Source organism: Bradyrhizobium sp. USDA 4341 (assembly GCF_054063755.1).
In genome coordinates this window covers 2098492-2121932 of the sequence record NZ_JBSSGO010000002.1, presented here as the reverse complement: position 1 = coordinate 2121932, position 23441 = coordinate 2098492, and the positions used below count along the sequence as shown (strand labels likewise).

General features: G+C 63.5%; 29 protein-coding genes. 18 read left to right on the top strand and 11 right to left on the bottom strand.

Annotated features, from left to right (window positions below; translation table 11 throughout):
* Window positions 1-268 precede the first annotated feature (268 nt).
* The 11 genes from ACVIGB_RS16120 (at window position 269) to ACVIGB_RS16070 (ending at window position 10431) form a co-directional block, all read left to right on the top strand.
* A complete protein-coding gene (locus tag ACVIGB_RS16120) occupies window positions 269-970 on the top strand; it encodes an RNA polymerase sigma factor (protein ID WP_207831563.1) in 702 nt (233 codons plus the stop codon).
* 140 nt (window positions 971-1110) lie between these two features.
* On the top strand, window positions 1111-1935 hold the full coding sequence (locus ACVIGB_RS16115; RefSeq protein ID WP_029080085.1) for a flagellin: 825 nt from the start codon (window positions 1111-1113) through the stop codon (window positions 1933-1935).
* Window positions 1936-1998: 63 nt separating this feature from the next.
* Window positions 1999-3705 carry a flagellar filament capping protein FliD gene (fliD, locus tag ACVIGB_RS16110; RefSeq protein ID WP_456721883.1) on the top strand — a complete coding sequence of 569 codons (1707 nt, stop codon included), beginning with the start codon at window positions 1999-2001 and terminating at the stop codon, window positions 3703-3705.
* On the top strand, window positions 3705-4148 hold the full coding sequence (locus ACVIGB_RS16105; RefSeq protein WP_456721884.1) for a flagellar export chaperone FliS: 444 nt from the start codon (window positions 3705-3707) through the stop codon (window positions 4146-4148). Before fliD ends, ACVIGB_RS16105 begins: the two co-directional genes overlap by 1 nt.
* A gap of 95 nt (window positions 4149-4243) precedes the next feature.
* Window positions 4244-4765: a hypothetical protein gene (locus ACVIGB_RS16100; protein ID WP_338062312.1), complete on the top strand. Its 522-nt coding sequence runs from the start codon at window positions 4244-4246 to the stop codon at window positions 4763-4765.
* A 237-nt stretch (window positions 4766-5002) separates the two neighbouring features.
* Window positions 5003-5674 carry a flagellar hook assembly protein FlgD gene (locus ACVIGB_RS16095; protein WP_456721885.1) on the top strand — a complete coding sequence of 224 codons (672 nt, stop codon included), beginning with the start codon at window positions 5003-5005 and terminating at the stop codon, window positions 5672-5674.
* 19 nt (window positions 5675-5693) lie between these two features.
* The gene (gene flgE / locus ACVIGB_RS16090) at window positions 5694-6983 is read left to right on the top strand and encodes a flagellar hook protein FlgE (protein ID WP_456721886.1); all 1290 of its coding nucleotides are present in this window, start codon (window positions 5694-5696) and stop codon (window positions 6981-6983) included.
* Window positions 6983-7234 carry a hypothetical protein gene (locus ACVIGB_RS16085; RefSeq protein WP_456749161.1) on the top strand — a complete coding sequence of 84 codons (252 nt, stop codon included), beginning with the start codon at window positions 6983-6985 and terminating at the stop codon, window positions 7232-7234. The genes flgE and ACVIGB_RS16085 overlap by 1 nt, the downstream gene beginning before the upstream one ends.
* Window positions 7235-7253: 19 nt before the next feature.
* Window positions 7254-7709 (top strand): flagellar protein FlgN, encoded by a 456-nt coding sequence (locus ACVIGB_RS16080; RefSeq protein ID WP_456721888.1) that lies wholly within the window; start codon window positions 7254-7256, stop codon window positions 7707-7709.
* Between the two features lie 27 nt (window positions 7710-7736).
* Window positions 7737-9506, top strand: coding sequence for a flagellar hook-associated protein FlgK (flgK, locus tag ACVIGB_RS16075; protein ID WP_456721889.1), 1770 nt, complete (start codon window positions 7737-7739; stop codon window positions 9504-9506).
* Between the two features lie 16 nt (window positions 9507-9522).
* Window positions 9523-10431 carry a flagellin gene (locus ACVIGB_RS16070; RefSeq protein WP_456721890.1) on the top strand — a complete coding sequence of 303 codons (909 nt, stop codon included), beginning with the start codon at window positions 9523-9525 and terminating at the stop codon, window positions 10429-10431.
* Window positions 10432-10450: 19 nt separating this feature from the next.
* Here ACVIGB_RS16070 and ACVIGB_RS16065 read toward each other — a convergent pair whose 3' ends face one another.
* The 4 genes from ACVIGB_RS16065 to ACVIGB_RS16050 form a co-directional block, all read right to left on the bottom strand.
* Window positions 10451-11389, bottom strand: a complete 939-nt coding sequence (locus ACVIGB_RS16065; RefSeq protein ID WP_456721891.1) for a substrate-binding periplasmic protein — start codon at window positions 11387-11389, stop codon at window positions 10451-10453.
* The gene (locus ACVIGB_RS16060) at window positions 11386-11679 is read right to left on the bottom strand and encodes a c-type cytochrome (RefSeq protein ID WP_456725161.1); all 294 of its coding nucleotides are present in this window, start codon (window positions 11677-11679) and stop codon (window positions 11386-11388) included. The genes ACVIGB_RS16065 and ACVIGB_RS16060 overlap by 4 nt, the downstream gene beginning before the upstream one ends.
* A 70-nt stretch (window positions 11680-11749) precedes the next feature.
* Entirely contained in the window at window positions 11750-13414 is a 1665-nt protein-coding gene (locus tag ACVIGB_RS16055) for a methanol/ethanol family PQQ-dependent dehydrogenase (RefSeq protein ID WP_456721892.1), read from the bottom strand.
* Between the two features lie 228 nt (window positions 13415-13642).
* Window positions 13643-13888, bottom strand: a complete 246-nt coding sequence (locus ACVIGB_RS16050; RefSeq protein ID WP_456721893.1) for a hypothetical protein — start codon at window positions 13886-13888, stop codon at window positions 13643-13645.
* Window positions 13889-14088: 200 nt separating this feature from the next.
* Between ACVIGB_RS16050 and ACVIGB_RS16045 the strand changes: the two genes are divergently transcribed.
* The 4 genes from ACVIGB_RS16045 to ACVIGB_RS16030 all read left to right on the top strand — a co-directional run bounded on the left by ACVIGB_RS16045 (window position 14089) and on the right by ACVIGB_RS16030 (window position 16339).
* The gene (locus tag ACVIGB_RS16045; protein ID WP_456721894.1) at window positions 14089-14487 is read left to right on the top strand and encodes an EF-hand domain-containing protein; all 399 of its coding nucleotides are present in this window, start codon (window positions 14089-14091) and stop codon (window positions 14485-14487) included.
* A gap of 341 nt (window positions 14488-14828) precedes the next feature.
* The gene (gene pqqA / locus ACVIGB_RS16040) at window positions 14829-14909 is read left to right on the top strand and encodes a pyrroloquinoline quinone precursor peptide PqqA (RefSeq protein ID WP_009031067.1); all 81 of its coding nucleotides are present in this window, start codon (window positions 14829-14831) and stop codon (window positions 14907-14909) included.
* A gap of 206 nt (window positions 14910-15115) precedes the next feature.
* A complete protein-coding gene (locus ACVIGB_RS16035) occupies window positions 15116-16000 on the top strand; it encodes a hypothetical protein (protein ID WP_456721895.1) in 885 nt (294 codons plus the stop codon).
* Window positions 16001-16102: 102 nt separating this feature from the next.
* Complete coding sequence (locus tag ACVIGB_RS16030; protein WP_176529972.1) at window positions 16103-16339, top strand: hypothetical protein; 237 nt, start codon at window positions 16103-16105, stop codon at window positions 16337-16339.
* Window positions 16340-16342: 3 nt separating this feature from the next.
* Here the strand turns inward: ACVIGB_RS16030 and ACVIGB_RS16025 are convergent, their stop codons facing one another.
* From ACVIGB_RS16025 to ACVIGB_RS16010, 4 genes are read right to left on the bottom strand one after another with little or no spacing between them, the layout of a single operon-like run.
* Window positions 16343-16702 carry a hypothetical protein gene (locus ACVIGB_RS16025; protein ID WP_456721896.1) on the bottom strand — a complete coding sequence of 120 codons (360 nt, stop codon included), beginning with the start codon at window positions 16700-16702 and terminating at the stop codon, window positions 16343-16345.
* A gap of 41 nt (window positions 16703-16743) precedes the next feature.
* Window positions 16744-17454: an ABC transporter ATP-binding protein gene (locus ACVIGB_RS16020; RefSeq protein ID WP_456721897.1), complete on the bottom strand. Its 711-nt coding sequence runs from the start codon at window positions 17452-17454 to the stop codon at window positions 16744-16746.
* Complete coding sequence (locus tag ACVIGB_RS16015; RefSeq protein WP_456721898.1) at window positions 17444-18181, bottom strand: ABC transporter permease; 738 nt, start codon at window positions 18179-18181, stop codon at window positions 17444-17446. Before ACVIGB_RS16015 ends, ACVIGB_RS16020 begins: the two co-directional genes overlap by 11 nt.
* A 2-nt stretch (window positions 18182-18183) precedes the next feature.
* Window positions 18184-19116 (bottom strand): ABC transporter substrate-binding protein, encoded by a 933-nt coding sequence (locus ACVIGB_RS16010; RefSeq protein ID WP_456725162.1) that lies wholly within the window; start codon window positions 19114-19116, stop codon window positions 18184-18186.
* 149 nt (window positions 19117-19265) lie between these two features.
* Here ACVIGB_RS16010 and ACVIGB_RS16005 point away from each other — a divergent pair, with 149 nt between their 5' ends.
* Window positions 19266-19607, top strand: coding sequence for a hypothetical protein (locus tag ACVIGB_RS16005; protein WP_376711575.1), 342 nt, complete (start codon window positions 19266-19268; stop codon window positions 19605-19607).
* A gap of 25 nt (window positions 19608-19632) precedes the next feature.
* On the opposite strand, the gene ACVIGB_RS16000 is transcribed toward ACVIGB_RS16005, so the two are convergent.
* Together ACVIGB_RS16000 and ACVIGB_RS15995 are read right to left on the bottom strand one after the other, a co-directional pair.
* Entirely contained in the window at window positions 19633-20457 is an 825-nt protein-coding gene (locus tag ACVIGB_RS16000; protein WP_456721899.1) for a quinoprotein dehydrogenase-associated SoxYZ-like carrier, read from the bottom strand.
* A gap of 44 nt (window positions 20458-20501) precedes the next feature.
* Window positions 20502-21428 (bottom strand): quinoprotein relay system zinc metallohydrolase 2, encoded by a 927-nt coding sequence (locus ACVIGB_RS15995; RefSeq protein ID WP_456721900.1) that lies wholly within the window; start codon window positions 21426-21428, stop codon window positions 20502-20504.
* 167 nt (window positions 21429-21595) lie between these two features.
* Between ACVIGB_RS15995 and ACVIGB_RS15990 the strand changes: the two genes are divergently transcribed.
* The gene (locus tag ACVIGB_RS15990) at window positions 21596-22477 is read left to right on the top strand and encodes a substrate-binding domain-containing protein (protein ID WP_456721901.1); all 882 of its coding nucleotides are present in this window, start codon (window positions 21596-21598) and stop codon (window positions 22475-22477) included.
* Complete coding sequence (locus tag ACVIGB_RS15985; protein ID WP_456721902.1) at window positions 22474-23028, top strand: PQQ-dependent catabolism-associated CXXCW motif protein; 555 nt, start codon at window positions 22474-22476, stop codon at window positions 23026-23028. The genes ACVIGB_RS15990 and ACVIGB_RS15985 overlap by 4 nt, the downstream gene beginning before the upstream one ends.
* Window positions 23029-23065: 37 nt before the next feature.
* On the opposite strand, the gene ACVIGB_RS15980 is transcribed toward ACVIGB_RS15985, so the two are convergent.
* Entirely contained in the window at window positions 23066-23362 is a 297-nt protein-coding gene (locus ACVIGB_RS15980; protein WP_456721903.1) for a copper-binding protein, read from the bottom strand.
* Window positions 23363-23441 lie beyond the last annotated feature (79 nt).

The window sequence follows — 23441 nt, the reverse complement described above, 5'->3', positions numbered from 1 at the left end:
GGCGTTAGTTGATGTGACAACAGCGTTTTCCGGCGCGACGAACTCTCCCGCGGGAATGCGAGGCGATGCTGAACGACTGCTCCAGACTCCGTCGAACTTTTCCCTGCGCCTCCGCGCAGCGGCAGCTTTTGCCGGGCGGTCGGCAAAAAAATCCAGCTAAGCATTTGAAAAATAACGAAAAAAATTCGCCTGGTTTACTCGACCCCTCCGTTCAACGCTCAGAAGCCGCATGCGATGTGTGCTTGCGGCGTTGGTTGGAGAGCGGCGGATGAGTTACGCGCTTGATGTGATGGCAGCGGTCGAGGTGGAGGCCACGGCGGCCGCGGCTGCACCGGTCGAAGCGGCTGCTCCCTGGAGCAACGTCCCCACCGTTGCCGATGCGGGCCCGCTCGACACCGTCGAGATCCAGGACGAGGACAAGGAGCTGCTCGACCGCCTCGCCGCCGGCGACGAGGCGGCGTTTCGTGCTCTCGTCGAACGCCATGTCGATCGCGCCTACGCGATCGCGCTGCGCATCGTCGGCAACGCCGCCGATGCCGAAGACGTGGTGCAGGACACCATGCTGAAGGTGTGGACGCACCGCGGTCGCTGGCAGCATGGCCGCGCCAAGTTCTCGACCTGGCTCTATCGCGTCGTCAGCAACCGTTGCATCGATCTGCGTCGCAAGCCGCGCACCGAGAATGTCGATGTCGTGCCCGAGGTCGCCGACACCCAGCTCGACGCTTCTACCGTCATCGAGCGCAACGAGATCGGCAATCTTCTGGAGCTCGCGATGCAGCGGCTGCCCGAGCAGCAGCGCGTCGCGGTGATCCTCTCCTACCACGAGAACATGAGCAACGGCGAGATCGCCGAGGTGATGGATACGACCGTGGCCGCGGTCGAGTCTCTGCTGAAGCGCGGGCGGCAACAGCTGCGCGAGCTGCTCAAGCGGCATGAGCGCGACCTGCGCGGCGCGTTTACCGACTGCTAACCATAAATTCCGGCTTCTGAAGATTTCGCGCCTGACCACCGGCGGCCGACCCGTTTGATCGGTCGGACGGGGGCTGGATCCGCGTCACCTCTCTTTTTCACGATGCGGCATGCCATGCCCCATCAGCACAGGAGCTACTCATGCCCGCAATTTCCACCAACACAGCTGCCAACTCCGCGGTCCGCTACCTCAACATCAACTCGCAGCAGGAAACCAGCGCGCTGTCGAAGCTGTCGAGCGGCTCGCGCATCACCTCCGCTTCCGACGACGCGGCTGGCCTCGCGATCTCGACCCGCATCTCCTCCGACATCACGACGCTGCAGCAGGCTGCCACCAACGCAGCGCAGGCGACCTCGATCCTGCAGACCGCCGACGGCGGCGCGTCCAACATCTCGGACATCCTGGCCCGCATGAAGTCGCTGGCCTCCGAGTCCGCATCCGGCACCGTGGCCGACTCCAGCCGCGCCTACATCAACTCGGAATTCACGCAGCTCAAGGGCGAAATCGACTCCATCGCCTCCGGCACCCGCTACAGCAGCCAGAGCCTGCTCGACGGTTCGAGCGTGTTCTCCTCGGGCGTCTCGGTGCTGGTCGGCTCGACCTCGGCCGACACCATCACGATCACGCTGACCAGCCTGACGGCGTCCTCGCTCGGCGTGACCTCGCTCGACGTCTCCAGCCTGTCGAGCGCCACCAGCGCAATGTCGGCCCTCGACAGCGCGATCGACACCGTGTCGTCCGCCCGCGCCGAGATCGGTGCCCAGGAATCGCGCTTCAATTTCAGCGCCGACTCGATCTCGACCCAGACCCAGAACCTGCAGTCCGCGAATTCGGCGATCAAGGACGTCGACATCGCTTCGGAGCAGGCGACGCTGTCGTCGGCCGAAGTGAAAACCCAGGCCGCTGTGTCGGCGGAAACCGCTGCCAACCAGATGCCGCAGTACCTGCTGAAGCTGCTCGGCTAATTCGAACGATAGATCGGGCCGGCATCGTGCGGGCCCGGTTCTCACGATGGCGGAGGTGTCGACATGACGGTTAGCAGCGCCACCTCAAGCACATCAGGCGCGACATCGTCGAGTTCCGCCAGCTCTGCGAGCACGGTGACCACGACCGGCACGACCAATTCGGCCAGTATCGACTGGACTGCCCTGATCGATGCCGAAGTCAACGCCAAGCTCACGGCGGCGACCACGATCACCACCAAGATTACCGCCAACCAGGCCAAGGTCACGGCCTACCAGTCCCTACAGACCGAGCTGTCGACGCTGGCAACCGGGTTGTCGTCGCTCAGCACGTCGATCATCAACTCGATCGCTACCAATGCGTTCGCCACACGTTCGGCGACGATTTCGTCCACCGGCGACGTCAGCGCCTCCTCGGCGCTGTCGATGAGCGTCAACAGCGGCTCGGCGACCGGCGATCACGCGCTCCAGATCACGCAGCTCGCAACCGCGCAGAAGGCGATCGGCACTCCGCAGTCGAGCAGTTCCACTGCGCTCGGCTACTCCGGGACGTTTTCGCTGGGCCTCGCCGGCGGCAGCAGCACGGCGATCTCGATCACCAGCGGCATGTCGATGCAGGATATCGTCGACACCATCAACGCCCAGACCTCGGCGACCAATGTCCAGGCCTCCATCGTCCAGGTGTCGAGCGGGTCCTATGAGATGGTTCTGACGGGGACCCAGGACGCCGCAAACATCACCTATTCATCGACATCCGGCGACGACATCCTGAACAAGCTCGGCGTCACCGACACCTCGGGGGCGTTCACCGACGTGTTGCAGAAGGCGCAATCCGCGGAATTCACCCTCGACGGCATCGCGCTCACCCGCAACACCAACGATATTTCCGACGTTCTCTCGGGCGTCACGTTCGACCTGCTGCAGCCGACGCCGAGCGGCACCAGCCTGAACATCAGCATCTCGACCGACACCAGCCAGATCACCTCGGCGCTGCAGACCTTCGTGACCAATTACAACGCATTTCGCGACCAGGTGATCGCGCAGTCCGCGCAGAATTCCGACGGCACCGCCGCATCGAGCGCGGTGCTGTTCGGCGACAGCACGATGCGCGATATCATGACCCAGCTTCAGCAGGTGCTCAGCGGCTCCGTCGGCGGCATGACGATGGCTGACCTCGGCCTGTCGTTCAACCAGAACAACGAGCTGCAGCTCGATACCGGTACGCTATCGACCGTGCTGACGCAAAACCTGGCCGGCGTCACCAAGCTGCTGTCCGCGCAGACGACGACCTCGTCCAGCCAGCTCAACGTCGTCAACACCGGCACGTCGCCGCAATCGTTCACGCTCGATGTGACGGTGGATTCGACCGGCACGCTGACCGGCGCCTCGGTCGGCGGCGACAGTTCCGGCTTTTCGGTGGTCGGCAACACCATCATCGGCAATTCGGGCACGATCTACGCCGGCATGGCATTCACCTACACCGGCTCGACCTCGCAATCGATCAGCGTGACGTCGTCGTCCGGGATTGCGACACAACTTTATCAGCTCGCGCAAACCAACTCCGGGACCAGCGGTCAGCTACAGACCATGATCACCAACCTGCAGTCGCGCGATACCGATCTGCAGTCCCAGGTCAGCGACATCCAGAGCAATGCGGCGACGTTCAAGGCGCAGCTGCAGCTTCAATACGCCAATTATCAGGCCGCCATCGAAAGCGCGAACAACACGCTGGGCTACCTGAGTGCCCTCCTGAACGCATCATCGAGTAAATAATGACCCAGAATGCTACGGCCTACCTTGTCAACAATGCCTATCGATCTGCCGCGGTGGCGGTCCCGCCGTTGAAGGCGGTGGTGATGCTGTGCGACGGCGCCATCACGTTGCTGCAGAAGGCGCTGGATGCGCACGAGGCGAAGCGCTTCGAGGAAGGGCACACTTATCTGACGCGGGCGACCGCGATCCTGCGCGGATTGAGCCACCATCTCGACGTCACCCGCGGCGGCGCGATGGCCGATCGCCTGTTCCGGACCTACAATGCCCTGATCATGGCGTGCCTGCGCTCCTACGGCCGGCCGCATGCCAGGGAGAATTTCCGGCGCATCATTGCCAGCCTGACGGAACTCCGCGACGCCTGGAAGTTCGTCGAGGCGACCGCCGGCAAGGCCGCCAAGGCCAGGATGCTCGACAAGACGCTCGAATCAGCCACCGGCCGCTGAGCGGGCGAATCGGCCGGCGAACCCCGTTTCGCCGGGAGGGGGCAGGGCGCTTGGGCGGGCGTCCTGTTGGGGAAAAAGGCCGCTCGGTGAGCGCCATGCTGGACCTGACGTTACGGCGGCGGAAATTGATTTCCGCCGTCTCGCGAATGCTTTATGACAGCCTTGGCGACGAGGCTGGATCTGCGCGCGGGATGGACGTTGCGACATTCGAAGACCTGATCGACCGGCTGGGGGAGGATCTGTCCCGCTGGCCCGATGATCAACGTCTTGCCGCCGTCCAGCTGCTCGCATCCTCGGTCGAGGCGCGGACGCTCTATGAGCAGGCGAGCGCGGTACGCCGGGCGCTCACGGCGCCGCCGGTTCGTGCACCCAAGGGTCTTGTCGACCGCATCGTGACTGCGGCGGCGAAACTGCCCCAGAAGGAACTGCCCGAAGTTGCGGCCCCGGAGCCGACCCCGTCTGAGGAGCAGCCGAACGATGCGCAAGCTCCGGGCGATGCCGCACAGCAAGGCAAGGTGCTGCCTGCACTGTTGCTGGCCCTCTGCCTGTTGCCAGCATTGGCGCCGCCGGCATTGATGCTCGGCGAACCGGACCTGCCGATCAGCCTCTCGCTCTAAGGTCTCCGCATTCCTTTGCAGCGCTCCGCGCCCGTCCGCGGTGGGTCGGCCTGCGCGCGCATTTGCGCGCCACTGGGCCGCGGCCGATCGGCAAATTCTGCCGATTAATCAAGTGATTCCGGGCGGACGAATCCGCGCCTGAAATCGGCGCGTCATCCGTTCTATCTGCGAACGACTTCACGATCCCAATGTTTCACCGCGTTCCGTCGCCTAGCCCGCGACGAAGAGAGCCTTGTCATGACCGTTTCCTCGGCAACCTCTGCTGCAGCCTCCGCCGCCTCGAGCTCGTCGTCGAGTTCGTCAACCAGCGCGTCGATGGGGATGAGCTCGACCGATTTCCTCAACCTGCTCGTCAGCGAACTGCAAAATCAGGATCCGCTGAACGCCACCAGCACGACCGACTTCATCAATCAGCTCACCTCCTACGCCAACTTCACCGAGCAGCAGTCGACCAACGCCAGCATGACGTCGCTCGCGAGCTCGTTCTCGAGCCTCGTGACGCTCAACTCGGTCAACTATATCGGCCACACCGTCGAGGCGAAGACCAACACGGCGGAGCTGACCAACGGCTCGGCGACCTTCGGCTACTCGCTCACCTCAGCTGCTTCCAACGTCGCGATCGCGATCCAGGACTCCTCGGGCAACACGGTGTGGAGCGGCAAGGGGACCGGAAACGCGGGCTCGAACACCTTCACCTGGAATGGCCAGACCACGAACGGCACCCAGCTCAGCAATGGCGGCCAGTACACGATCCAGGTGACCGCGACCGACTCCGCTGGAAACTCGCTGCTCAGCTACACCACGATGACCGGAACGGTGACCGGGATCGATGCCTCCGGCTCGACGCCCTCGCTGCTCGTGAACGGCGTCCCCGTCAGCGCCGCCAACATCATCGGCGTCACGTCCTGATTGCTTCCGGAGTATTATCATGAGTCTTACTGGTGCACTTTCCTCGGCGATCTCGGCGCTCAATTCGCAGAGCCAGTCGCTGGCAATGATTTCCGACAACATCTCGAACGCCGATACCACGGGTTACAAGACCACGTCGGCGATGTTTGAAGATCTGGTGACGGCGTCGAACAGCGCCACCTCGTACACGTCCGGCGGCGTCACGGTGTCCGGCCGCGCCAACATCACCCAGCAGGGATTGCTGGCGGCGACCACCAACGCTACCGACGTTGCGATCCAGGGCAGCGGCTTCTTCGTCACCACGAACGCGACGACCGGCGGCACCACCTCCTATACGCGCAACGGTGCGTTCACCACCGACAACTCGGGTTATCTCGTCAACAACGGCAATTACCTCGAGGGCTGGCGCACCGACGCACAAGGCAACATCATCGGTAATGCTTCAGCCGCAAGTCTCGGTCCGATCAACACGCAGGTCGCCTCGACCAGCGGCAGTGCCACCACCAAGACCACCGTTGCGGCGAATCTGCCGGCCGACGCTGCCATCGGCGCGACGTTCAACAGCTCGATGACGGTCTACGATTCGCTTGGTACGGCGAGCACGATCCAGATCGATTGGAAAAAGACCGCCGACAATGCCTGGCAGGCCAGCTTCGAGCAGCCGAAGCTTGCGTCGAACTCCAGCACGGCCAGCGCCAACGCGATCACCGATACGGTGGCGATCACCTTCAATCCCGACGGTTCGCTCGCCTCGACGGTGCCGAGTCCGCCGACCATCTCGATCACCGGCTGGAAGGACGGCGCGGCCGACAGCTCCACCGCCAATGGTACGGCGATCACGCTCAATCTCGGCACGGCCGGCAAAACCGACGGTCTCACGCAATATTCGTCGGGCCAGACCACGCCTTCCGTCGACCTCACGAGCATCACGTCGGACGGTCTGCCTTACGGCAAGCTGAGCAGCATCGCGATCGGCAAGGGGGGCGTGGTCGATGCGACCTACTCCAACGGGCAGACGATCGCGATCTACAAGATTGCGGTCGCGACCTTCAGCGACCCCAACGGATTGAGCGCGGCCAGCGATGGCCTGTACTCCGCGACGGCAGCCTCCAGCAATGCCACGCTGCAGACCTCGGGGGCCAACGGCGCCGGCACGATCTACGGCAGCGAGCTGGAATCGAGCACCACCGACACCAGCGGTCAGTTCTCCAACATGATCTCGGCGCAGCAGGCCTATTCGGCGGCGTCGCAGGTCATCACCACCGTCAACAAGATGTTCGACACGCTGATTTCGGCGGTGTCGCGATGATGACTGAAAAGCAGAATGATCGCCTGCTGGTCAGGCTTCAGCGGCTGAAGGCGAGGGCTGCCTCGGTTCGGCCGGACGATCGGGCGCAGCTCACTGCGTTGCTCGACGACGTCGGAGCGTTGCGGGACATGCTGATGCGCGAGTGCGCGCGGCTCGACCAGGAACTGAATCGGGCCTCGGTCCGGGTAACGGCAATCACCGCGTATGGGCGCAGCGCACAATCGGTTCGCGCCCTGCGTCGCGGACACTAGCTTGAACGGGAGCGATGACATGACACCGGAACGCAACATCAAGATCAATCCCGCGGGCAATGACGAGCGCGCCAGGTCGTTGATCGCACTGATCGACGATCTGATCGAGATCGTGAACGAGGAGAACGTCGAGCTCGCCAAGGGCCTGCCGGCCTCGCGGCTGAAGCAGGTCGACGAGAAGAACCGCCTCGCCACGCTGTTCGAGCAGTGCGTGGCGGAGGCCGTCGGCAAGACCGCCAACCTCAACGTCCAGGATCGCCTGCTGCGCGAGCAGCTGATGGATCGGATCCTGAAGCTTCGGGTCGCGATGGACGAGAACGTGATGCGGCTGCGCGCGGCGATCGATGCCAGCAACCGCAGGATCGAGGCGATCATGCAGGCGATCCGCGAGCAGATCGCCAACGTCTCGCCTTACGGGGCCGGCGGCCGTCGCGTCACATCTGCGATGTCCTATGGCGCCAACGTGCGGGCCTGATCGCGCCGGCGCCGGAGGGAGTGGGTCGTGTCGTCGCTCGATATCGCACGAAGCATCGCATTCAGCGGGCTGTCTGCCACGCAGGTGCAGATCAGCGTAGCCTCGGCCAATATCTCCAATGCCGACACCAAGGGCTATACTGAGAAGACTGCCAACCAGAGCAGCAGCGTCACCAGCGGTGTTGGCACCGGCGTCACGATCTCGGGGATCACCAGCGCGGTCGACAAGCTGCTCCTGAAGTCGCTGGTCGGAGCCGATTCCGATCTCGGCGCCGCCGACACCAACAACAACTATCTGACCGAGCTCCAGCAGCTCTATGGCAGCACGTCGAGCGGCAACAGCTCCACGACGGGCACCTCGCTGGCCAACACGATCGCTGCATTCGAGTCGGCGCTGTCCTCGCTCGCCAGCACGCCGAGCAGCGCTTCGCTACAATCGAACGCCGTCAGCGCGCTCGCCGCGGTCACCAATCAGCTGCAGCAAACCTCGAGCGGCATCCAGAAGCTGCGCTCCGACGCCGACCAGGACATCGCCTCGTCGGTCACCGACATCAATTCCGATCTGCAGCAGATCTCCGACCTCAACAAGCAGATCAAGCAGGAAGCGGCCGCTGGTCAGTCGACCGCCGATCTCGAGGACCAGCGCAACAGCGCGCTGCAGGACCTCGCGTCGATGATGAATGTGAGCTACTTCACCACGTCGAGCGGTGATCTGCAGGTCTATACCGGCTCCGGGCAGGCGCTGGTCGACAGCACGGCGCACCCGCTGAGCTACACGGCGCTCCCTGGTGTCACGGCATCAACGACGTATAGTGCGGGATCGTCGAGCGGCTTCAGCGGTATTACCGTCAACGGGGTCGACATCACCTCGCAGATTTCCTCCGGCAAAGTCAGCGCCCTGATTACCCTGCGCGACCAGACCTTGCCGGCCGCGCAGTCGCAACTCGACGAGCTCGCCCAGCAGCTGGCCTCGAGTGTGAATGCGGTCTCGAACCAGGGCACAGCGGTGCCGCCACCGACGAGCCTGACCGGTACGGCGACTGTCAGCAATTCGACATCGTTCGCGGGCACCGGCACGGTGCGTATCGCAGTCGCCGACAAGAGCGGCAATCTCGTATCGTATCAGGATATCGATTTATCGGCGTATTCCACGGTGGGGGCTCTTGCCGCCAAGATCAACACCATCCCCGGCGTATCGGCATCGGTCGATGCCAACGGACATTTGTCGATCTCGGCGACCGGCTCGGGCAATGGCATCGCCATCAACCAGATGACGAGTTCGGTCGGCGGTGAGGGATTGTCCCAGTATTTCGGGCTCAACGACCTGATCACGGGGACCAGCGCCTCCAACATCGCGGTGCGCAGCGACATCCTGAGTGGCACGGCCACGCTGCCGACGGCGACGCTCGATGCGTCGTCCGCGCTGACGGTCGGAAACTCGGTGCTGTCGTCGGGCTCGGCGGCGGTGGTGAATGCGCTCTCGAGCGCGCTGACGGGGTCGACCAATTTCGCGATGGCGGGTGGGCTGGGCGCCACCACCGGCTCTTTCACCGACTATGCGGCAGCAATCGTTGCCAACGTCGCCGGCAAGGCAACCCAGGCGTCGGCAACCTATACGTCCAAGCAGACCGCGCAGTCGACCTATGCGAGCTCGCTGTCGTCGCAGTCCGGCGTCAACATTGACCAGGAAAGCGCGAATCTGAGTGCGTTGCAGAACAAATACGCTGCCGCATCCCAGATCATTACGGCCATCAATTCCATGTTCTCGGCGCTGATGACCGCAATGAGCGCAGCCTGAGTGTGAGGGCGTTGTCATGATGATGCGTGTTGCCACCTTCGCGCAATCGGAGCAGATGATATCAAGCGCGCTGCGCGTGCAGTCGGTGATGGCCAATGAGCAAGTGCAGGAGTCCTCCGGGCTGCAATCCGAGGATTTCGGCGGTTACGGCTCAGGCGCCGGGCGCGTGATCAATTTGCAGGTCTCGGTGACACGAGCCCAGTCCTATATCGATGCCAGCAATCTCGCCGACAACAAGGTGCAGGCGATGTATTCGGCGGTCGGCTCGGTGACCGATATCATCACGCAGCTTCGGACCCAGCTCAGCGCCGCCACGACCGGCAGCAGCACGGCGACGGCATCGGTGATCAACTATGCCCAGCAGGCGATCTCGCAGATGCAGGGGCTGCTCAACGCCCAGTATGACGGCGAATACGTCTTCAGTGGCGCCCGCACCGACGCTGCGCCTGTGGATCTGTCGAGCTATGACACCGGCACGGGCTCGCTGACGTCATCAGACACCAGCTACTACAAGGGTGACAGCGAGATCGCGTCGGTGCGCGTTTCGGACAGCCAGTCGGTTTCCTATGGCGTTACCGCCGACAATCCTGCCTTCGAGCAGGTCATGCGGCTGTTGAAATACGTCGGCAACAGCACGACGTTGTCGTCGAGCGATATCTCGCAGGCGCTCGACCTCGCCAGCAATGCATTGGATGCAACGTCCACGGTGCAGGCAAAGCTTTCGACCTCGGCGTCGCAGATCGAGACCGCCAGCACGAACCAGAGCGACTACCAGAATTTCGCCAAGACCCTGTCGACCAACCTCACCAGCGTCGACGTCGCGGCGGTGACGGCGCAGCTTTCGACCTATCAGGCGCAGCTGACGGCGTCCTATTCGGCGATCGCCAAGATCCAGAGCATGAACCTGGCCAACTATCTGAAATAGCAGGGCCGCGGCGAGCGGCTCAGCGGTTCAGGATCGTCAGCCAGACATCGCCGAGGATGATTGGCTCGCGCGGCGCGAGCCAGGTCAGGCCTGCGGCCTTGCCAAGCTCGGCGATGGTGCCTTTGGCTTGCAGGTCGGACAGCACCTTGTTGACAGCCTCCAGCAACGTCTTGTCGGTCTCGAGAGCGACGTAGCCGCGGTTGGCGCCGATCGGATAGTAATAGCCGGAGGCCGCGATCTTGGTGTCGGGATGATCAGCGCGGTAGGCGTCGAACCGGCGCAGATCGAGCAGCGTGGCGTCGAATTCTCCGCGCTCGAGCTCTCCCAGCAGGTCGCTGCGCCCGGGAACGAGGTGGGTGATGTCTTCGATCAGCTTTCCCTTGTCGAAGGTCATCAGGATGGCATCGCCCAGCGTGCCGCTTTCGATCGTCAGGCGAAGGCCGGCGAGATCGCCGATATCGGTCATCTTGCGGTCCTTGACCCGGTCCTTGGCCTTGGGGCCGAGCACGACGGTCATCGGCGAATAGATGTAGGGCTGGCTTGGCGCCAGCACCCCGATCGGAATCCGCCTGCGGCGATCGTCGCGGGTGGCGCCATCGAAGTCCGGCAGCTTGGCCGTCGCGACACCAGGCGCCTTCAGCGAGTCGGTGGTGAGGGCGTAGCCGCCGACCAGCGAACAGCGGCCGTCCGACAGCAACGCATTGGCCTCCAGCGCGGGGCTCGAATCCTCGTCGAGCTTGCTCTCGAACCACTGGATCTTGAGCGGCCGTCCGAGCCGCTCGGCGATGGTCTGCGCGAGTGCGACGTCGAAGCCGGCATCCGGCTTGCCGCGATGATGCACCGACAACGGCGGGAGATCCTCATCGAGGCATACTTTGAGCGGCTCGCCGGCCGCATGCGCTGCCGCCGTCATGGCGAGAAGCAAGGCTGTCGCGGCGCCCGGCAGGAGGGCTCTCATTGGGGCCTCCGGCTCGCCAGGAAGGCCCAGACGTCGGCGATCTCCTGCTCGCTCAGGATGTCGGCCCAGGGCGGCATCTTGCCGTTCTTGCCTTGCTTCACGGTGGTCACAAAGCGCGTCTTGTCGTCGGGAAACGCGCGCAGGTCCGGCGTGATGGTGCCGGAGTTCACCATGTTGGGCCCATGGCAATGCGAGCAGTTCTTGGCGTAGGTGACCTTGCCCTGGTCGGCCAGACCCTGAAGGTCGATTGCACTGGTTTGCTGTGCGGCTGCCGGGATCAACGTGATCAAGGCCGCCGCGACGGCGGCGAAGATCGCCGCCGTCAACAGGGTTACTCTTTCAATCACGTGTGCTCCGCGCTCAGTTCTTGACCGCGAAAACCCACAGCGAGCCGCCGGGCGGGACCTTGGCAAGCCGCTCGTCGCCCGAGAACAGCGAATAGACGCCGCCATAGCCCGAGGTGACGGCGACATACTGCACGCCGTCCTGCTGCCAGGTCACGGGTTGTCCTTCGATGCCCGAGCCGGTCTGGAACTGCCAGAGCTTCTTGCCGGTGTCGGCGTCGAACGCCTCGAATTCTCCGGTCAGCTGACCGGAGAACACCACGCCGCCCGCGGTGGAGAGCACGCCGGAGAAGCGCGGAATATCGCTCGGCGCTTCCCACTTCGCCTTGCCGGTCATCGGATCGATCGCCTTGAGATGGCCGCGCGGTCCGGTGCCCCATTCCCAGGGATCGGTGAGGTCCATGCCGAGATACCACTCGCCCTGCTTGAACGTCACCGGCTCGGACTTGTAGCGGCCGCCGAAGGCGAGCGTGTTGGCGTAGGCGAGGCCGGTCTGCGGATTGAACGACATCGGCTCCCAGTTCTTGCCGCCGAGGATCGACGGGTAGACCGTGACCTTCTTGCCCTCACGTGCATCCTTGACGACGTCGGTCTCGATCGGCCGTCCGGTCTTCAAGTCTACTCCGGTGGCCCAGTTGACGTTCACATAAGGATTGGCCGCGAGAAGCTTCCCGTTGGTGCGGTCGAGCACGTAGAAGAAGCCGTTGCGGTTGGCATCCATCAGCACCTTGGTCGGCTTGCCCTCGACGTTCATGTCGGCGAGCACCATTTCGGCCACCGAGTCATAGTCGAACGGATTGTTCGGCGAGAACTGGTAGTGCCACTTGATCTTGCCGGTCTTCGGATCGAGCGCGAGCACCGAACAGGTATAGAGGTTGTCGCCCGGACGCACCGCAGAGTTGAACGGTCCGGGATTGCCGATGCCCCAATACACGGTGTTCAATTCGGCATCATAGGAGCCGGTGATCCAGGTCGATCCGCCGCCCAGCTTCCAGGTGTCGCCCTTCCAGGTGTCGCCACCGGGCTCGTCCGGAGTCGGGATCGAGTAGGTACGCCAGAGGCGCTTGCCGGTCGCCGGATCCCAGCCGTCGATAAAGCCACGGGTGCCGAATTCGGCGCCGGAGATGCCGGTGATCACGACGCCGTCGGCGACCAGCGGCGCCACCGTCATCGAGTAGCCTTCCTTGATGTCAGCAGCCTTTTCGCGCCACAGCTCCTTGCCGGTCTTGGCATCGAGCGCGATCACATTGGCGTCGAGGGTGGTGCGGAACAGCTTGCCGTCATACAGAGCCGCGCCGCGATTGATGATGCCGCAGCAGACGATGCGTGGCGTCTCGGCGGGGTACTCGACCTTGGTCTTCCAGATCTGCTTGCCGGTCTTGGCGTCGATCGCCATCGTGGCATTGTGCGTGGTGACGTAAAGGACGCCCTGGTAGACGAGCGGCTGCGATTCCTCGCTGCGGTCGTCGTTCAAGCTGTAATTCCAGACCGGGACCAGATTTTTGACGGTGTCCTTGTTGATCTGGTTCAGCGTCGAGAAGCGCTGAAGATTGTAGCCCATTCCGTAATTGAGAACGTTCGATGTATCAGTCGCACCCTTGACCAACTGCTCGTTGGTCTGAGCGCTTGCACCATAAGATGCAAGAATCACGAGGCTTGCGGCCAGCGCAATGCGTCTCATCATATCCTCCCAATGAACCTTTTCCGCACGCCTATTCCTGACGTTGCGGACGGAACCATCCCCCCGAAACCAAAACGGGTCAATACGAAAACGTGAACGAACCCCAGTCAGTCTCCGGAGGCCGGTCGAAAGCTTCAGGTTTTTGCTGATGCGCCCGTAGCTTACCGTGGCATGGAATACAGAACGCCATGAGTGACTCGCCGGTATGCCGCAGCGCGAACGGTTCGGTCAGCTCGACGGCGCATGCGGACAGGCGCTCGGACGTGGCTTGGTGCCTCGCTTGTCCGGCGGCACATTGCAATTGTCGATGCGCTGCTCGTCGGTCCATTTGCGTCCGAGCCGCTCCTTGCCGGTTAGCGTGCGCTGCTGGACAGCCTCTGCCGATGGGGCAGGGGCCCTGTTTTGCGCGGACGCAGGTGCCGTCAGACCGAGCGCAACGAGGCAGCCCAACGTGGTCCTGCAAATATCGCTCATGGGTCACCTCGCTTGTTCCGGTGCGATGCCATCTGCCGAACGCCAGAGTTGATCTGTGAGGTAGTCCCATTCCACCCGAAACCCGACAGGTCTCGCTGGTTGCTCTGGCTGTGGGAAGCCTGATCGAAGCTGCTATGGTAGCTTCGATCGCAGGGCGCGCTCCGTATCCTTGCCGGAGCGGCACTCAAGGGAGACCAATGATGATTTCGCGCCGATCGCTTGCTTTGACCTTGGCTGTTGCCGTGCTGTCGGGTCCCGCTCTCGCCGCATCGGGTGGTGGCAGCGCGCTCAAGATGCTCGATCCCGACAATGACGGCACGGTCGACCTTGCCGAGGCCAAGAAGGCCGCCGCCGATCTGTTCGCGAAGCTCGATCCCGATCATGATGGCACGCTCGACATCCGCGAATTGCGCGGACGGCTGACCGCGAAAGAACTGGCGAAGGCGGATCCAGATCACGACGGCACCCTGACGCTCGACGAGTATCTCGCGGTCGTCGAGCAGCGGTTCAAGGCCGCCGATCCCGACAAGGACGGAACGCTGGATGCGAAGGAGTTGAAGTCGCGCGCCGGGCGGGCGCTGCTGCGCCTGCTCAAATAGGTCCGAGCCCGCGAATTGTGTCGGGCGGATTCCGCCTATTGATGCAGGATTTCGCGCATAACAAAAAAAGTTGCGATTTCGCTCTTGGGCAAGACTCGGCCGGCGCAATCGGGTCTGCTTATTGGTGCGTCGCCGCCCTGCAGCCGGAAAATGCCTGACAGATCAGCGTCGGGGTTTCCCAGTCGTTTCAAAGCCGGGCGGACGTCAGCGAGCCGTCGTCCGTTTCGGCATGCCCAGCAGCGAAGTCGGGTCCTTACCCGGCCGGCTTGCGCCCTGGAACAGCCAGCCCTAGCTTGCCGCGCGGCGCGACGCTTGCGCCAACTTAGACTTGGGAGAAGGAAATGGCCTGGAAAACACCGAAGATCGTCGAAGTGCCGGTCGGCATGGAAATCAACATGTACGCCTGCGCAGCGCGCAAGTAATCCGAGACAAGTAACGCGAGACAGCCTGCCCGGCTCGTGCAGCTTGCTGCATCGAGCCGCGGCAGGCGTCTTTCGCCGGCGCGACGCTGCCGCTCGAAATTCCCGCAGATACTTCCCACAACACGCTGAAATCGAGACCCCCTGCGCGATTGGCGGGCTGTCCTGCTTTGTCCTACAGTGCGGCTTGAGGCGGTGGTCCGGGGACGATGAGTTTCGAAATCAAGCGAGGGCGTTGGGTGGGCGTGCTGTGCGCGGCGATTGCTGGCGTCGCAGCGGTGCTGCCGCTCGGCGCCTACGCCGAGGGTTTTGATACCGAGCACATCTTCGGCTTCATGATCGGGTCCGATGTGGGCGACGTCGGCGAGCGTGAGTTCCAGAGCCAGAGCACCGGGCGCTTTGCCAAGGATGGCGGCCGCTACCGCGCGCTCAATCAGGAAATGGAGCTCGAGCTCGTTCCGGCGCCGAATTTTCGTGTCGAGCTCGGCACGTCGTTCAGCGCGTACGATATCAACCGCGTCCCGAGCTTTGACGATCGCCGCCAGCTGTCGTGGCAGAGCGTCTCGGTCGATTTTCGTTATCGCTTTCTCGAGCGCGAGGCGGCGCCCTTCGGCATGACGGTGGCGCTGGAGACACGCGCTGGCCGCGTCGACGAGACGACGGCTGCGGCAGTCCGCAGCTACGGCACCCAACTCACGGTGGCGTTCGACCGCGAGGTGATCCCGAATTTTGCAGTGGCGGCCCTCAACGTCAGCTATGAGCCGGAATGGACTCGCATCCCACGCAACGGCACAGCAGAGCAGGATGCCACGATCGGTGTCGCATTTGGCCTGATGGCCAAGGTGAGGCCCGATATCCTGATCGGCGGCGAAGCGCGCTATTTCAGGAAGTATGAGGGGATCGGTCTGGATGAACTGTCCGGGCAGGCGCTGTTCATCGGTCCCACTGCCTATGTCCAGCTCTCGGAGCGCTCGCGTCTGACCGCGACCTGGAGCGTGCAGGCTTGGGGGCAGCGGGCCGGCAGCAATGCCGCCCTCGATCTGGTCAATTTCGAGCGTCACCAGGCGCGGCTGGTGTACGGTCTGAATTTCTAGAGCCGGGTTCCCAAGCCTTGTCACGGGCCTGTGAAACCCTGACCTGGCTGATTACGTATTCCGTCGTGCTATCTATTTCGTGAGCACGCCTGGGGATCGCGCATGAACCCGATTGATCTGATCGTCACTGTATGCGCCGTGCTGTCGCCCGCCACCTGCGAGGAGCAGCATCTGGTGTTCAACTGGAGCGGTTCGCTGCAGCAATGCGCCATGGCCGCGCCGCCTTACATCGCACAATGGGTCGGCGAACATCCGAAATGGACTGCAGTGCGATGGCGGTGCGAATATCCGCACACCAACGATCGCGCCGGTACGGACGGCAAACCGCCGGCGGGCTAGCTGCTATTTGTTGCAGTCCTTCAGATCCTTGTCGGACACTGAAAACACCGCATCGGCCTTGATCTCGATGTCACGAACGAAGCACCGCCTGGCGCCGCTGTAGCCGACCTTGGCATCGTAGCGACCGGGCTCGACGCCGGTGATCCGCAAGCGTTCGTCGTGGTCGACTTCCTTGTCCTTGTCGTTGAGCGTCTGGTTCGGGCCCCACTCGTTCTTGCCCGCCGGTGACAGCTCGAAGCTCGAAATCGTGGCGCTGGTCAGATTCCACAGCCGGATGCCTTTGCCCTTGCTTTGGGCGAGCGCTGTCGCCGGCAGGACAAGCAACGCAACGGCAACAGCAACAGCAATCAACGCACGCGGCATCCAATCTCTCCCTCACGCTTTGGTCCAAGGATGACGGCGCCTCACATATTTGCAAGGTCCAACTGTGAGAGCTGCCGCTTGATTTCGTCGATCTCCGGCTCGCCGCGCACCGCGCGCGGCGCGGCGATGGTTTCGACGTGAAGGATTCGGGCAGGTCGCGGCGACAGGAAGAACAGCCGGTCGCCGAGGCGGACTGCGTCGTCGAGATCGTGGGTGACCAGCAGCGTCATCATCTCCCGGCTAGCGACCAGCGTGGCGATCTGGTCGCGCAGCCGCCCCGCAAGTGCATTGTCGAGCGAAGTCAGCGGCTCGTCGAGGATGAGGAAATCCGGCTCGATGGCGAAGGCGCGGGCGAGCGCGACGCGGCGGGCGAGGCCGAGCGACAGCTCACCGGGAAAATGGTTGCGGTGCACGCTCAATTCGAGCACCTCGAACAGCGCCGACAGCGTGCCGTCGTCGACATGCGGTGCGGCGATCCGCACATTCTCCTCCACGGTGCGCCAAGGCAACAGCCGCGGCTCCTGAAACACCATGCCGAGGCGCATGCCGGGAGAGCGCGCGACATGGCCCTGGTAGTTGGCGTCGAGCCCGGCGAGAATCCGCAGCAGGGTGCTCTTGCCGCAGCCCGACGGTCCGAACAGCACGCCAACCTCGCCGGCGTTCAATGTGAAGGTGACGTTGTCGAGCACGTCGTGCCGCTTTCCGGCCGCGCTCGCAAAGGTCTTGCCTGTGATATTGACCTCAAGCTGCACGGAGCCGCCACCGCGTTAGCCTGGTTTCAAACGGCTGCACCAGCAGGGTCTCGATGACGAGCACGACACCGGCAAAGCTCAGCGAGTAGGCGAGCAGCAGGGGGATGTCGAACAGCTGGAAGGCGACCCCGATCTCGAAGCCGACGCCGTTGGGGCGGCCCAGATATTCGGCGACCAGCACGATCTTCCAAACCAGCGACAGCCCGGAGCGCGCAGCGGCCGCGATGTAGGGCGCAAGCTGCGGCAGGACCACATGCCGGAAGGCGCGACCGCGCGGCAAGGCAAAGGCCGTTGCCATTTCGTCGAGCGCAGGGTCGAGCGCGCGGGCCCCCTCGCGCAGGGTGACGACGGCGGTCGGCAGCTTGTTGATGGCGATGGCCGTGATCGCGGCGACCTCGGTCAGTCCGGCCCAGATATAGGCCAGCACGATGACGACCAGTGCCGGCAAATTGAGCAGCAGGATCAGCCAGGGGTCGCCAAGGCGATTGGCAAGCGACAGGCGGCCCATCAGATAGCCGATCGCCGAGCCGAGCGCCATGGCGAGGGTGAAGGCCAGCGCGACGCGCGCCAGCGTTGCGCCGAGATTCACGAACAGCGCGCCCGATCGCGCTTCGACTATGAGGACCGACAGCACCGCCGGTGGCGCCGGCAGCTTGGCATCGCCGATCAACAGCGAGGCAATCCACCAGGTCGCGATGAACAGCGCGAATGACAGGAGGCGCAGCACCGCTAGTCTCCCGGGATCGCTTGATAGAACGTGCCGGGATCGAGCTCGGTCGCGGTGCCGACGAGATCGCGGCCGCCGAGCTGCGCCAGCACCCGGTAGAGCACGCGAGCATCAGCCTCTTCGTCAGCGATCGGACGGCGCGGGATGCCCTCGCGGTAGCGGTCGCGATAAGCGCGCAGCGTCGCCGCATCCTGCGCGCCGGTCAGCGGCGCAATCGTGTCCCATTCGGCATCCGAGGTCGCCAGAATCTCTTTCGCGGCGCGCGTCACGGCGATGAAGCGGGCCACCAGATCCTTGTTGGCATTGGCCCAGGCTTCGTCGAACACGTAGCCGATCATCGCGATGCGGCCCTTGCTGCCGAGCTTTTGCAGCACCTCCTCCATGCCGGCGAGCCGGCGAAAGCCCTTGGCTTCAAGCGCCGCGCAGAAATTCCAGTAGGTGAGCGTCGCGTCCATCTCGCCACCGAGGGCCTTGGCGGCCAGCAGCGGCGGCGCGCCGTAGACGATGGTCGACTGCGACTTCAGGTCGACGCCATCCTGCTTCAATGCGGCCTGCAGCAGCAGCCAGTTCTTGTCGATCGCACCGCCGGCAATGGCGAGCTTGCGCCCCTTGAGGTCCGCCAGCGTCTTAAGCGGTGAGGCGGCCGGGACCATCACGGCGCCCAGCGCACTCGAGTACGGATAGAACTGCAGCTTGGCGCCGAGCGAGCGTTCGCGCGACACCCAGGGCCAGTCGGATACCATGACGTCGGCCGAGCCGGAGCGCAGCGCGATCTTGCCGGCCTCGGGGCTGGCGAGCTCGACGACATCGATCGACAGATTGGCCTTCTTGTCGAGACCATGGGAGCGAATGACGGCCAGTTCCCAGGCCAGCGTTCCGGTCTTCTGCGCTGCAACGCGGATGGTTTCCGCGTTGCACGAGGTGCCGAACTGCATGACCGCCAGAACTGCCGCAGCCAACACCGTGCGTACAGAGATGATCATCGTGTCTTGAGCCACTTCCCCGAATGTTTTCTTTTCTGATCAACATCCATAGCATAGCTTGCGGAAAGAGAAGAGGAAGCAGGACCATGGCAGGAGCTGGCATGCTACGACCGATTGTCGCCGTCCTGGTGCTCGGCGGGACGGCCGTCAGCGTGCGAGCCCAGGAGATCAACGACTATCCGACCTCGGCGCGGGCCGAATATGTGTTCGGCTGCATGAAGTCCAATGGCGAATCCCGGCAGTCGATCGAACAATGTTCCTGCTCGATCGATGTGGTCGCCTCGATCATCCCCTATGATCGCTACGTCACCGCCGAGACCGTGCTGAGCATGGCGCAGGTGCGCGGCAATCTGGGCGGCCAGTTCCGCTCGTCCGAGCAGGCCGCCAACGCGCTCAACGACCTCAGGCGTGCGCAGGCCGAGGCCGAAGTGAGGTGCTTCTAGCGTTGATCGTGAGATCGCGAACGCGTCAGGTCCCGGGATTCTCGACCTTCCATTCGTGGTCGAAGACGTGCCCGTCGGTGTCCTTGGCCTCGGCACGGAAGTGCTTGGCGCCATTCGAGACGTAAGTGAAGCGGATGTTGGGGTCCTCGGAAATCGAGATCCCACCCTCCATCGTGAGCACCGGACTGTCGTCCTGCCAGATGTGAAGTTCATTGACGAAGAAGGCCGGGATATAGAGCTGCGTGACCTGGTCCATTTGCAGACCTGAATTATTCGGATGCCCGATCATGATCTGGGCCTCCCGTGTGCTCGTCGCCGGCCCTTGTTCGGACTTTGTGAATTGCCGGTAGCGCATCTGGCCGAGCCGATTCTTCGCTTCCTCGACGTTCTTGCCGGCCGGTGCCGAGCAGCCGCCGGATGCTTTCACATACACCTTGCTTACATAGAGCTTGCCGTCGCTGAGCTCTGCGACGGCGTGCACATTGGTGTAGTTGTTGACGCGGACGCGGGTCGATATCTCGGTAACGTTGGCGTCCGGCCCCAGCGTGAACTTCGCGGCCATCGGCGCCGGGTTCTCGTCGATCACAAGCGTGATCGCGACGACGCGGCGGCTATCGCTTGGCGATAGCTTGGTGCGCAGCGTCACCGGAACGATTGCCGCGTCTTCCGCGCGCCCCGGCATCTCGATGCCGATGATATCGTTGCCGTCATTCATCGGACGATTGCTGAAGATGTCCTGGACGAGGCCCGGCCAGGGATCATAGGTCTCGGCAGCGGGCGCAGCGGGTATCCCCAGCGCGATCGCAAGAAGGCTGGCGATGCAAAGCAGGCGGGCGCGATGTCCAGTCATGTTCGCGAGAATCCTATGCAGCCGCGTCATTATAGGACGAACAGCTACTCCCATTCAATTTCCGAGAATGCTGCAGTTGCGTTGCGGGCGTTGTAATCGTCGAACAATTGCCAGCGCGGCCGCTCGGCTGCCGCGGCATGCTCCGCCGCAGCCGTGATCGGCTTGCCGCTTGCGACCAGCGCGCGGACGTCCGCGGCCAGCGTCTCAAGATAACGCCGCTCGTCGGCAAGCGCTGCAGGCCACGCACTCACGGGTCCGTGACCGGGAACCACGCGCTCGGCGGGACTAGCCTGGAGCTCGTCGAGCGCACGCAGCCAGCCCTTGAGGCTGCCGTCGACCACCGGAATATGTTCGAGGAACACCAGATCGCCGGCGAACAGGGTGCCGGTGCGCTCATCGAACACGGTGAGGTCGTTGTCGCTGTGGGCGGGTGGCCATGCCTTCAAGGTGAGGGTCCGTCCGCCGAGGTCGAGCTTCAGCATGTCCGCGACCAGCACGGTCGGCGGAATGATCCGTACCTCGTCGATCAACGCGTCGCCCATGGTCCGGCGAAAGCCGTCGAGATAGAATTGCCCGCGCGTCGCCAGCGCTTGGGGCAGGGCCTTGTGGCCGACGAAGCTGGTCCCGTCAGCCACGAAAGCCGCGTTGCCGAAGCTATGATCCGGATGCGCGTGGGTGTTGATTACATAGCGGATCGGCTTGTCGCTATGGCTGCGCACCGCGGCGAGCAATTGCTGCCCTTCGCGGACGCTGCCGCCGGTGTCGATGACGGCAATGGCGCTGTCGCCGACCACGAAGCCGATATTGGCGATGGCGCCTTCGTTGTCGCGCGTCATCAATGCAGTGACCCCGGTGTGAACGAATATTCCGGGCGCGACTTCGCTCACAGGCAATTCCGCCTCTTGAGCCCGCGCTATGGTCGGCGCCCAAAGCATCAGGAGCAGCGCAAGCACCGAACCGCCATGAGCCATGTTTCCGCCTCAGTTTTTCCGGGACGCGCGATCGATGTCGTCGCTCTCCAGTTTGCGCTGCAACAAGCAACGCCGCACCGTCGCGATCATTATCCCTGTTGCACGTCATGGTGCGCGGGGCAATTGGTGGATAGCGGCAATCCGTCCGATCAAGAGGAGACCGCGCAATGAGAGTTATCGGATGCCGTCCTGTTCTGCTCGCGCTTGCCGGCTTCATCGTCTGTTTCACCGGCCGCGGCGTCGCGCGTGCGCAGGTAAATGAGCAGGGCGAACTCTCCATCGAGCTGGTCGATCCCAAGGTGCTTCGCATCTGCGCCGATCCGCGCAACCTGCCGTTCTCGAATGACAAGGGCGAGGGCTTTGAGAACAAGATCGGCGAGCTGTTCGCCGAGAAGCTGCAAAAGAAGCTGGATTATATGTATTTCCCGCAGGCGACCGGCTTCGTGCGGATCACGCTCGGCTCGCATCGCTGCGATGTGATCATGGGCTTTCCGCAAGGCGACGACCTCGCGCAAGGGACCAATCCGTATTACCGCACGGCCTATGCGATCGTCGCCAAGCCGGGCAGTGGACTGGATGAAGTCACGACGCTCGAGGATGAGCGGCTGAAGGGCAAGCATATCGGCATCGTCGCCGGAACGCCACCAGCGACCAACATGGCCATCAACGGTCTGATGAGCAATGCGAAGCCTTATCCGCTGATGATCGACACGCGCTACGATTCCTCGGCCGAGGCGATGATGAACGACCTTGAAAAGGGCGAGATCGACGCCGGCATCCTGTGGGGGCCGATGGCGGGCTTTTATGCCAAGAAGGCGAACCCGCCGCTGCATGTCACGCCGCTGCTCAAGGAGACCACGGGACCCAAGCTGGTCTATCGCATCGGCATGGGCGTGCGGGCGTCCGACCAGAACTGGAAGCGGCAGCTCAATCGTCTGATCCAGGAGAACCAGCCGGCGATCAACAAGATCCTGCTCGACTTCGGCGTTCCGCTGCTCGACGAGAACGACCGTCCGATCGGGCCGGAGACCGCGACCAAATCGCCATGATCAGGCTCGCGGCCATGCTTGCGGTGATATTGCTCGCCGCTTCGCATGTCCGCGCGCAGGACCAGCCTGCAGAGCCCGAGGGGTATCGCACCGAGGATTATCGCACGGTGGTGCCGGCAACGCTTGCCGGCGCACGGGTGCTCACGACGGCGGAAGCGGCAGAGATCTGGCGCAACAAGTCCGGCGGTTTCGTCGACGTGCTGCCGCGCGCGCCGAAGCCTAATCTGCCGGCCGGCACGGTGTGGCGCGAGCGGCCGCATCGCGATATTCCCGGCAGCATCTGGCTGCCCGACACCGGCTACGGCAAGCTCGCCGCATCGACCGAGGACTATATGCGACGCGGCCTGGTCCGCGCCTCCGGCGACGACAAGGCCAGATTGCTGGTGATCTACTGCCAGGAAAACTGCTGGATGTCGTGGAACGCCGCCAAGCGCGTGCTCTCCTACGGCTACCGCAACGTGGCGTGGTATCCGGAGGGAACCGACGGGTGGGGGCGCGCCAATCTGCCGCTGGCGGATGTGGAGCCCGAGCGGCGTGAGGGCGAGCAGTAAGCCCGTCCTCACGCGGCCAGGAAAATGCTCCAGCGAGCTACTTCTGCTTGTCGAGCTTGTTGATGGTCTTGCCGCCGTCGCCGTCCGTGGTGGTGAACGTCACCTTGTCGCCGGCGTGAAGCTCCTCAAGCGACTGTCCCTTGGGCACCTTGTATTCCTGAATGGCGCCGCCGGCCGCGCCCACCGTGCCGGTTTGCGTCTGCTGGATCGAGATGGTTCCACTCAGTCGGTCAATCTTGGTGACCATTCCCGACATGGATTGCTGGGCCAAAGCCGCTGTGGTGATCAGGCTCGCAGCGGCGAGGCTGGTCATGACGATCTTGGCTGCTCTCATCGAGGTCTCCCAACTTCAGATATAGTTGAAGATAACGAGCGGGCAGGGCAGTTTGTTCCGGTGGCCGGTGGTGATCGCC

Coding starts and splice junctions, on each gene's coding strand:
- ACVIGB_RS15985 (WP_456721902.1), top strand. CDS start 22,474: ATGATCAGGCTCGCGGCCATGCTTGCGGTGATATTGCTCGCCGCTTCG.
- ACVIGB_RS16115 (WP_029080085.1), top strand. CDS start 1,111: ATGCCCGCAATTTCCACCAACACAGCTGCCAACTCCGCGGTCCGCTAC.
- ACVIGB_RS16000 (WP_456721899.1), bottom strand. CDS start 20,457: ATGACTGGACATCGCGCCCGCCTGCTTTGCATCGCCAGCCTTCTTGCG.
- flgE (WP_456721886.1), top strand. CDS start 5,694: ATGAGTCTTACTGGTGCACTTTCCTCGGCGATCTCGGCGCTCAATTCG.
- ACVIGB_RS16035 (WP_456721895.1), top strand. CDS start 15,116: ATGAGTTTCGAAATCAAGCGAGGGCGTTGGGTGGGCGTGCTGTGCGCG.
- ACVIGB_RS15980 (WP_456721903.1), bottom strand. CDS start 23,362: ATGAGAGCAGCCAAGATCGTCATGACCAGCCTCGCCGCTGCGAGCCTG.
- ACVIGB_RS16025 (WP_456721896.1), bottom strand. CDS start 16,702: ATGCCGCGTGCGTTGATTGCTGTTGCTGTTGCCGTTGCGTTGCTTGTC.
- ACVIGB_RS16045 (WP_456721894.1), top strand. CDS start 14,089: ATGATTTCGCGCCGATCGCTTGCTTTGACCTTGGCTGTTGCCGTGCTG.
- pqqA (WP_009031067.1), top strand. CDS start 14,829: ATGGCCTGGAAAACACCGAAGATCGTCGAAGTGCCGGTCGGCATGGAA.
- ACVIGB_RS16030 (WP_176529972.1), top strand. CDS start 16,103: ATGAACCCGATTGATCTGATCGTCACTGTATGCGCCGTGCTGTCGCCC.
- ACVIGB_RS16055 (WP_456721892.1), bottom strand. CDS start 13,414: ATGAGACGCATTGCGCTGGCCGCAAGCCTCGTGATTCTTGCATCTTAT.
- ACVIGB_RS15995 (WP_456721900.1), bottom strand. CDS start 21,428: ATGGCTCATGGCGGTTCGGTGCTTGCGCTGCTCCTGATGCTTTGGGCG.
- ACVIGB_RS16095 (WP_456721885.1), top strand. CDS start 5,003: ATGACCGTTTCCTCGGCAACCTCTGCTGCAGCCTCCGCCGCCTCGAGC.
- ACVIGB_RS16010 (WP_456725162.1), bottom strand. CDS start 19,116: ATGCAGTTCGGCACCTCGTGCAACGCGGAAACCATCCGCGTTGCAGCG.
- ACVIGB_RS16070 (WP_456721890.1), top strand. CDS start 9,523: ATGATGATGCGTGTTGCCACCTTCGCGCAATCGGAGCAGATGATATCA.
- ACVIGB_RS16105 (WP_456721884.1), top strand. CDS start 3,705: ATGACCCAGAATGCTACGGCCTACCTTGTCAACAATGCCTATCGATCT.
- ACVIGB_RS16080 (WP_456721888.1), top strand. CDS start 7,254: ATGACACCGGAACGCAACATCAAGATCAATCCCGCGGGCAATGACGAG.
- ACVIGB_RS16065 (WP_456721891.1), bottom strand. CDS start 11,389: ATGAGAGCCCTCCTGCCGGGCGCCGCGACAGCCTTGCTTCTCGCCATG.
- fliD (WP_456721883.1), top strand. CDS start 1,999: ATGACGGTTAGCAGCGCCACCTCAAGCACATCAGGCGCGACATCGTCG.
- ACVIGB_RS16120 (WP_207831563.1), top strand. CDS start 269: ATGAGTTACGCGCTTGATGTGATGGCAGCGGTCGAGGTGGAGGCCACG.
- ACVIGB_RS16050 (WP_456721893.1), bottom strand. CDS start 13,888: ATGAGCGATATTTGCAGGACCACGTTGGGCTGCCTCGTTGCGCTCGGT.
- ACVIGB_RS16005 (WP_376711575.1), top strand. CDS start 19,266: ATGCTACGACCGATTGTCGCCGTCCTGGTGCTCGGCGGGACGGCCGTC.
- ACVIGB_RS16085 (WP_456749161.1), top strand. CDS start 6,983: ATGACTGAAAAGCAGAATGATCGCCTGCTGGTCAGGCTTCAGCGGCTG.
- ACVIGB_RS15990 (WP_456721901.1), top strand. CDS start 21,596: ATGAGAGTTATCGGATGCCGTCCTGTTCTGCTCGCGCTTGCCGGCTTC.
- ACVIGB_RS16100 (WP_338062312.1), top strand. CDS start 4,244: ATGCTGGACCTGACGTTACGGCGGCGGAAATTGATTTCCGCCGTCTCG.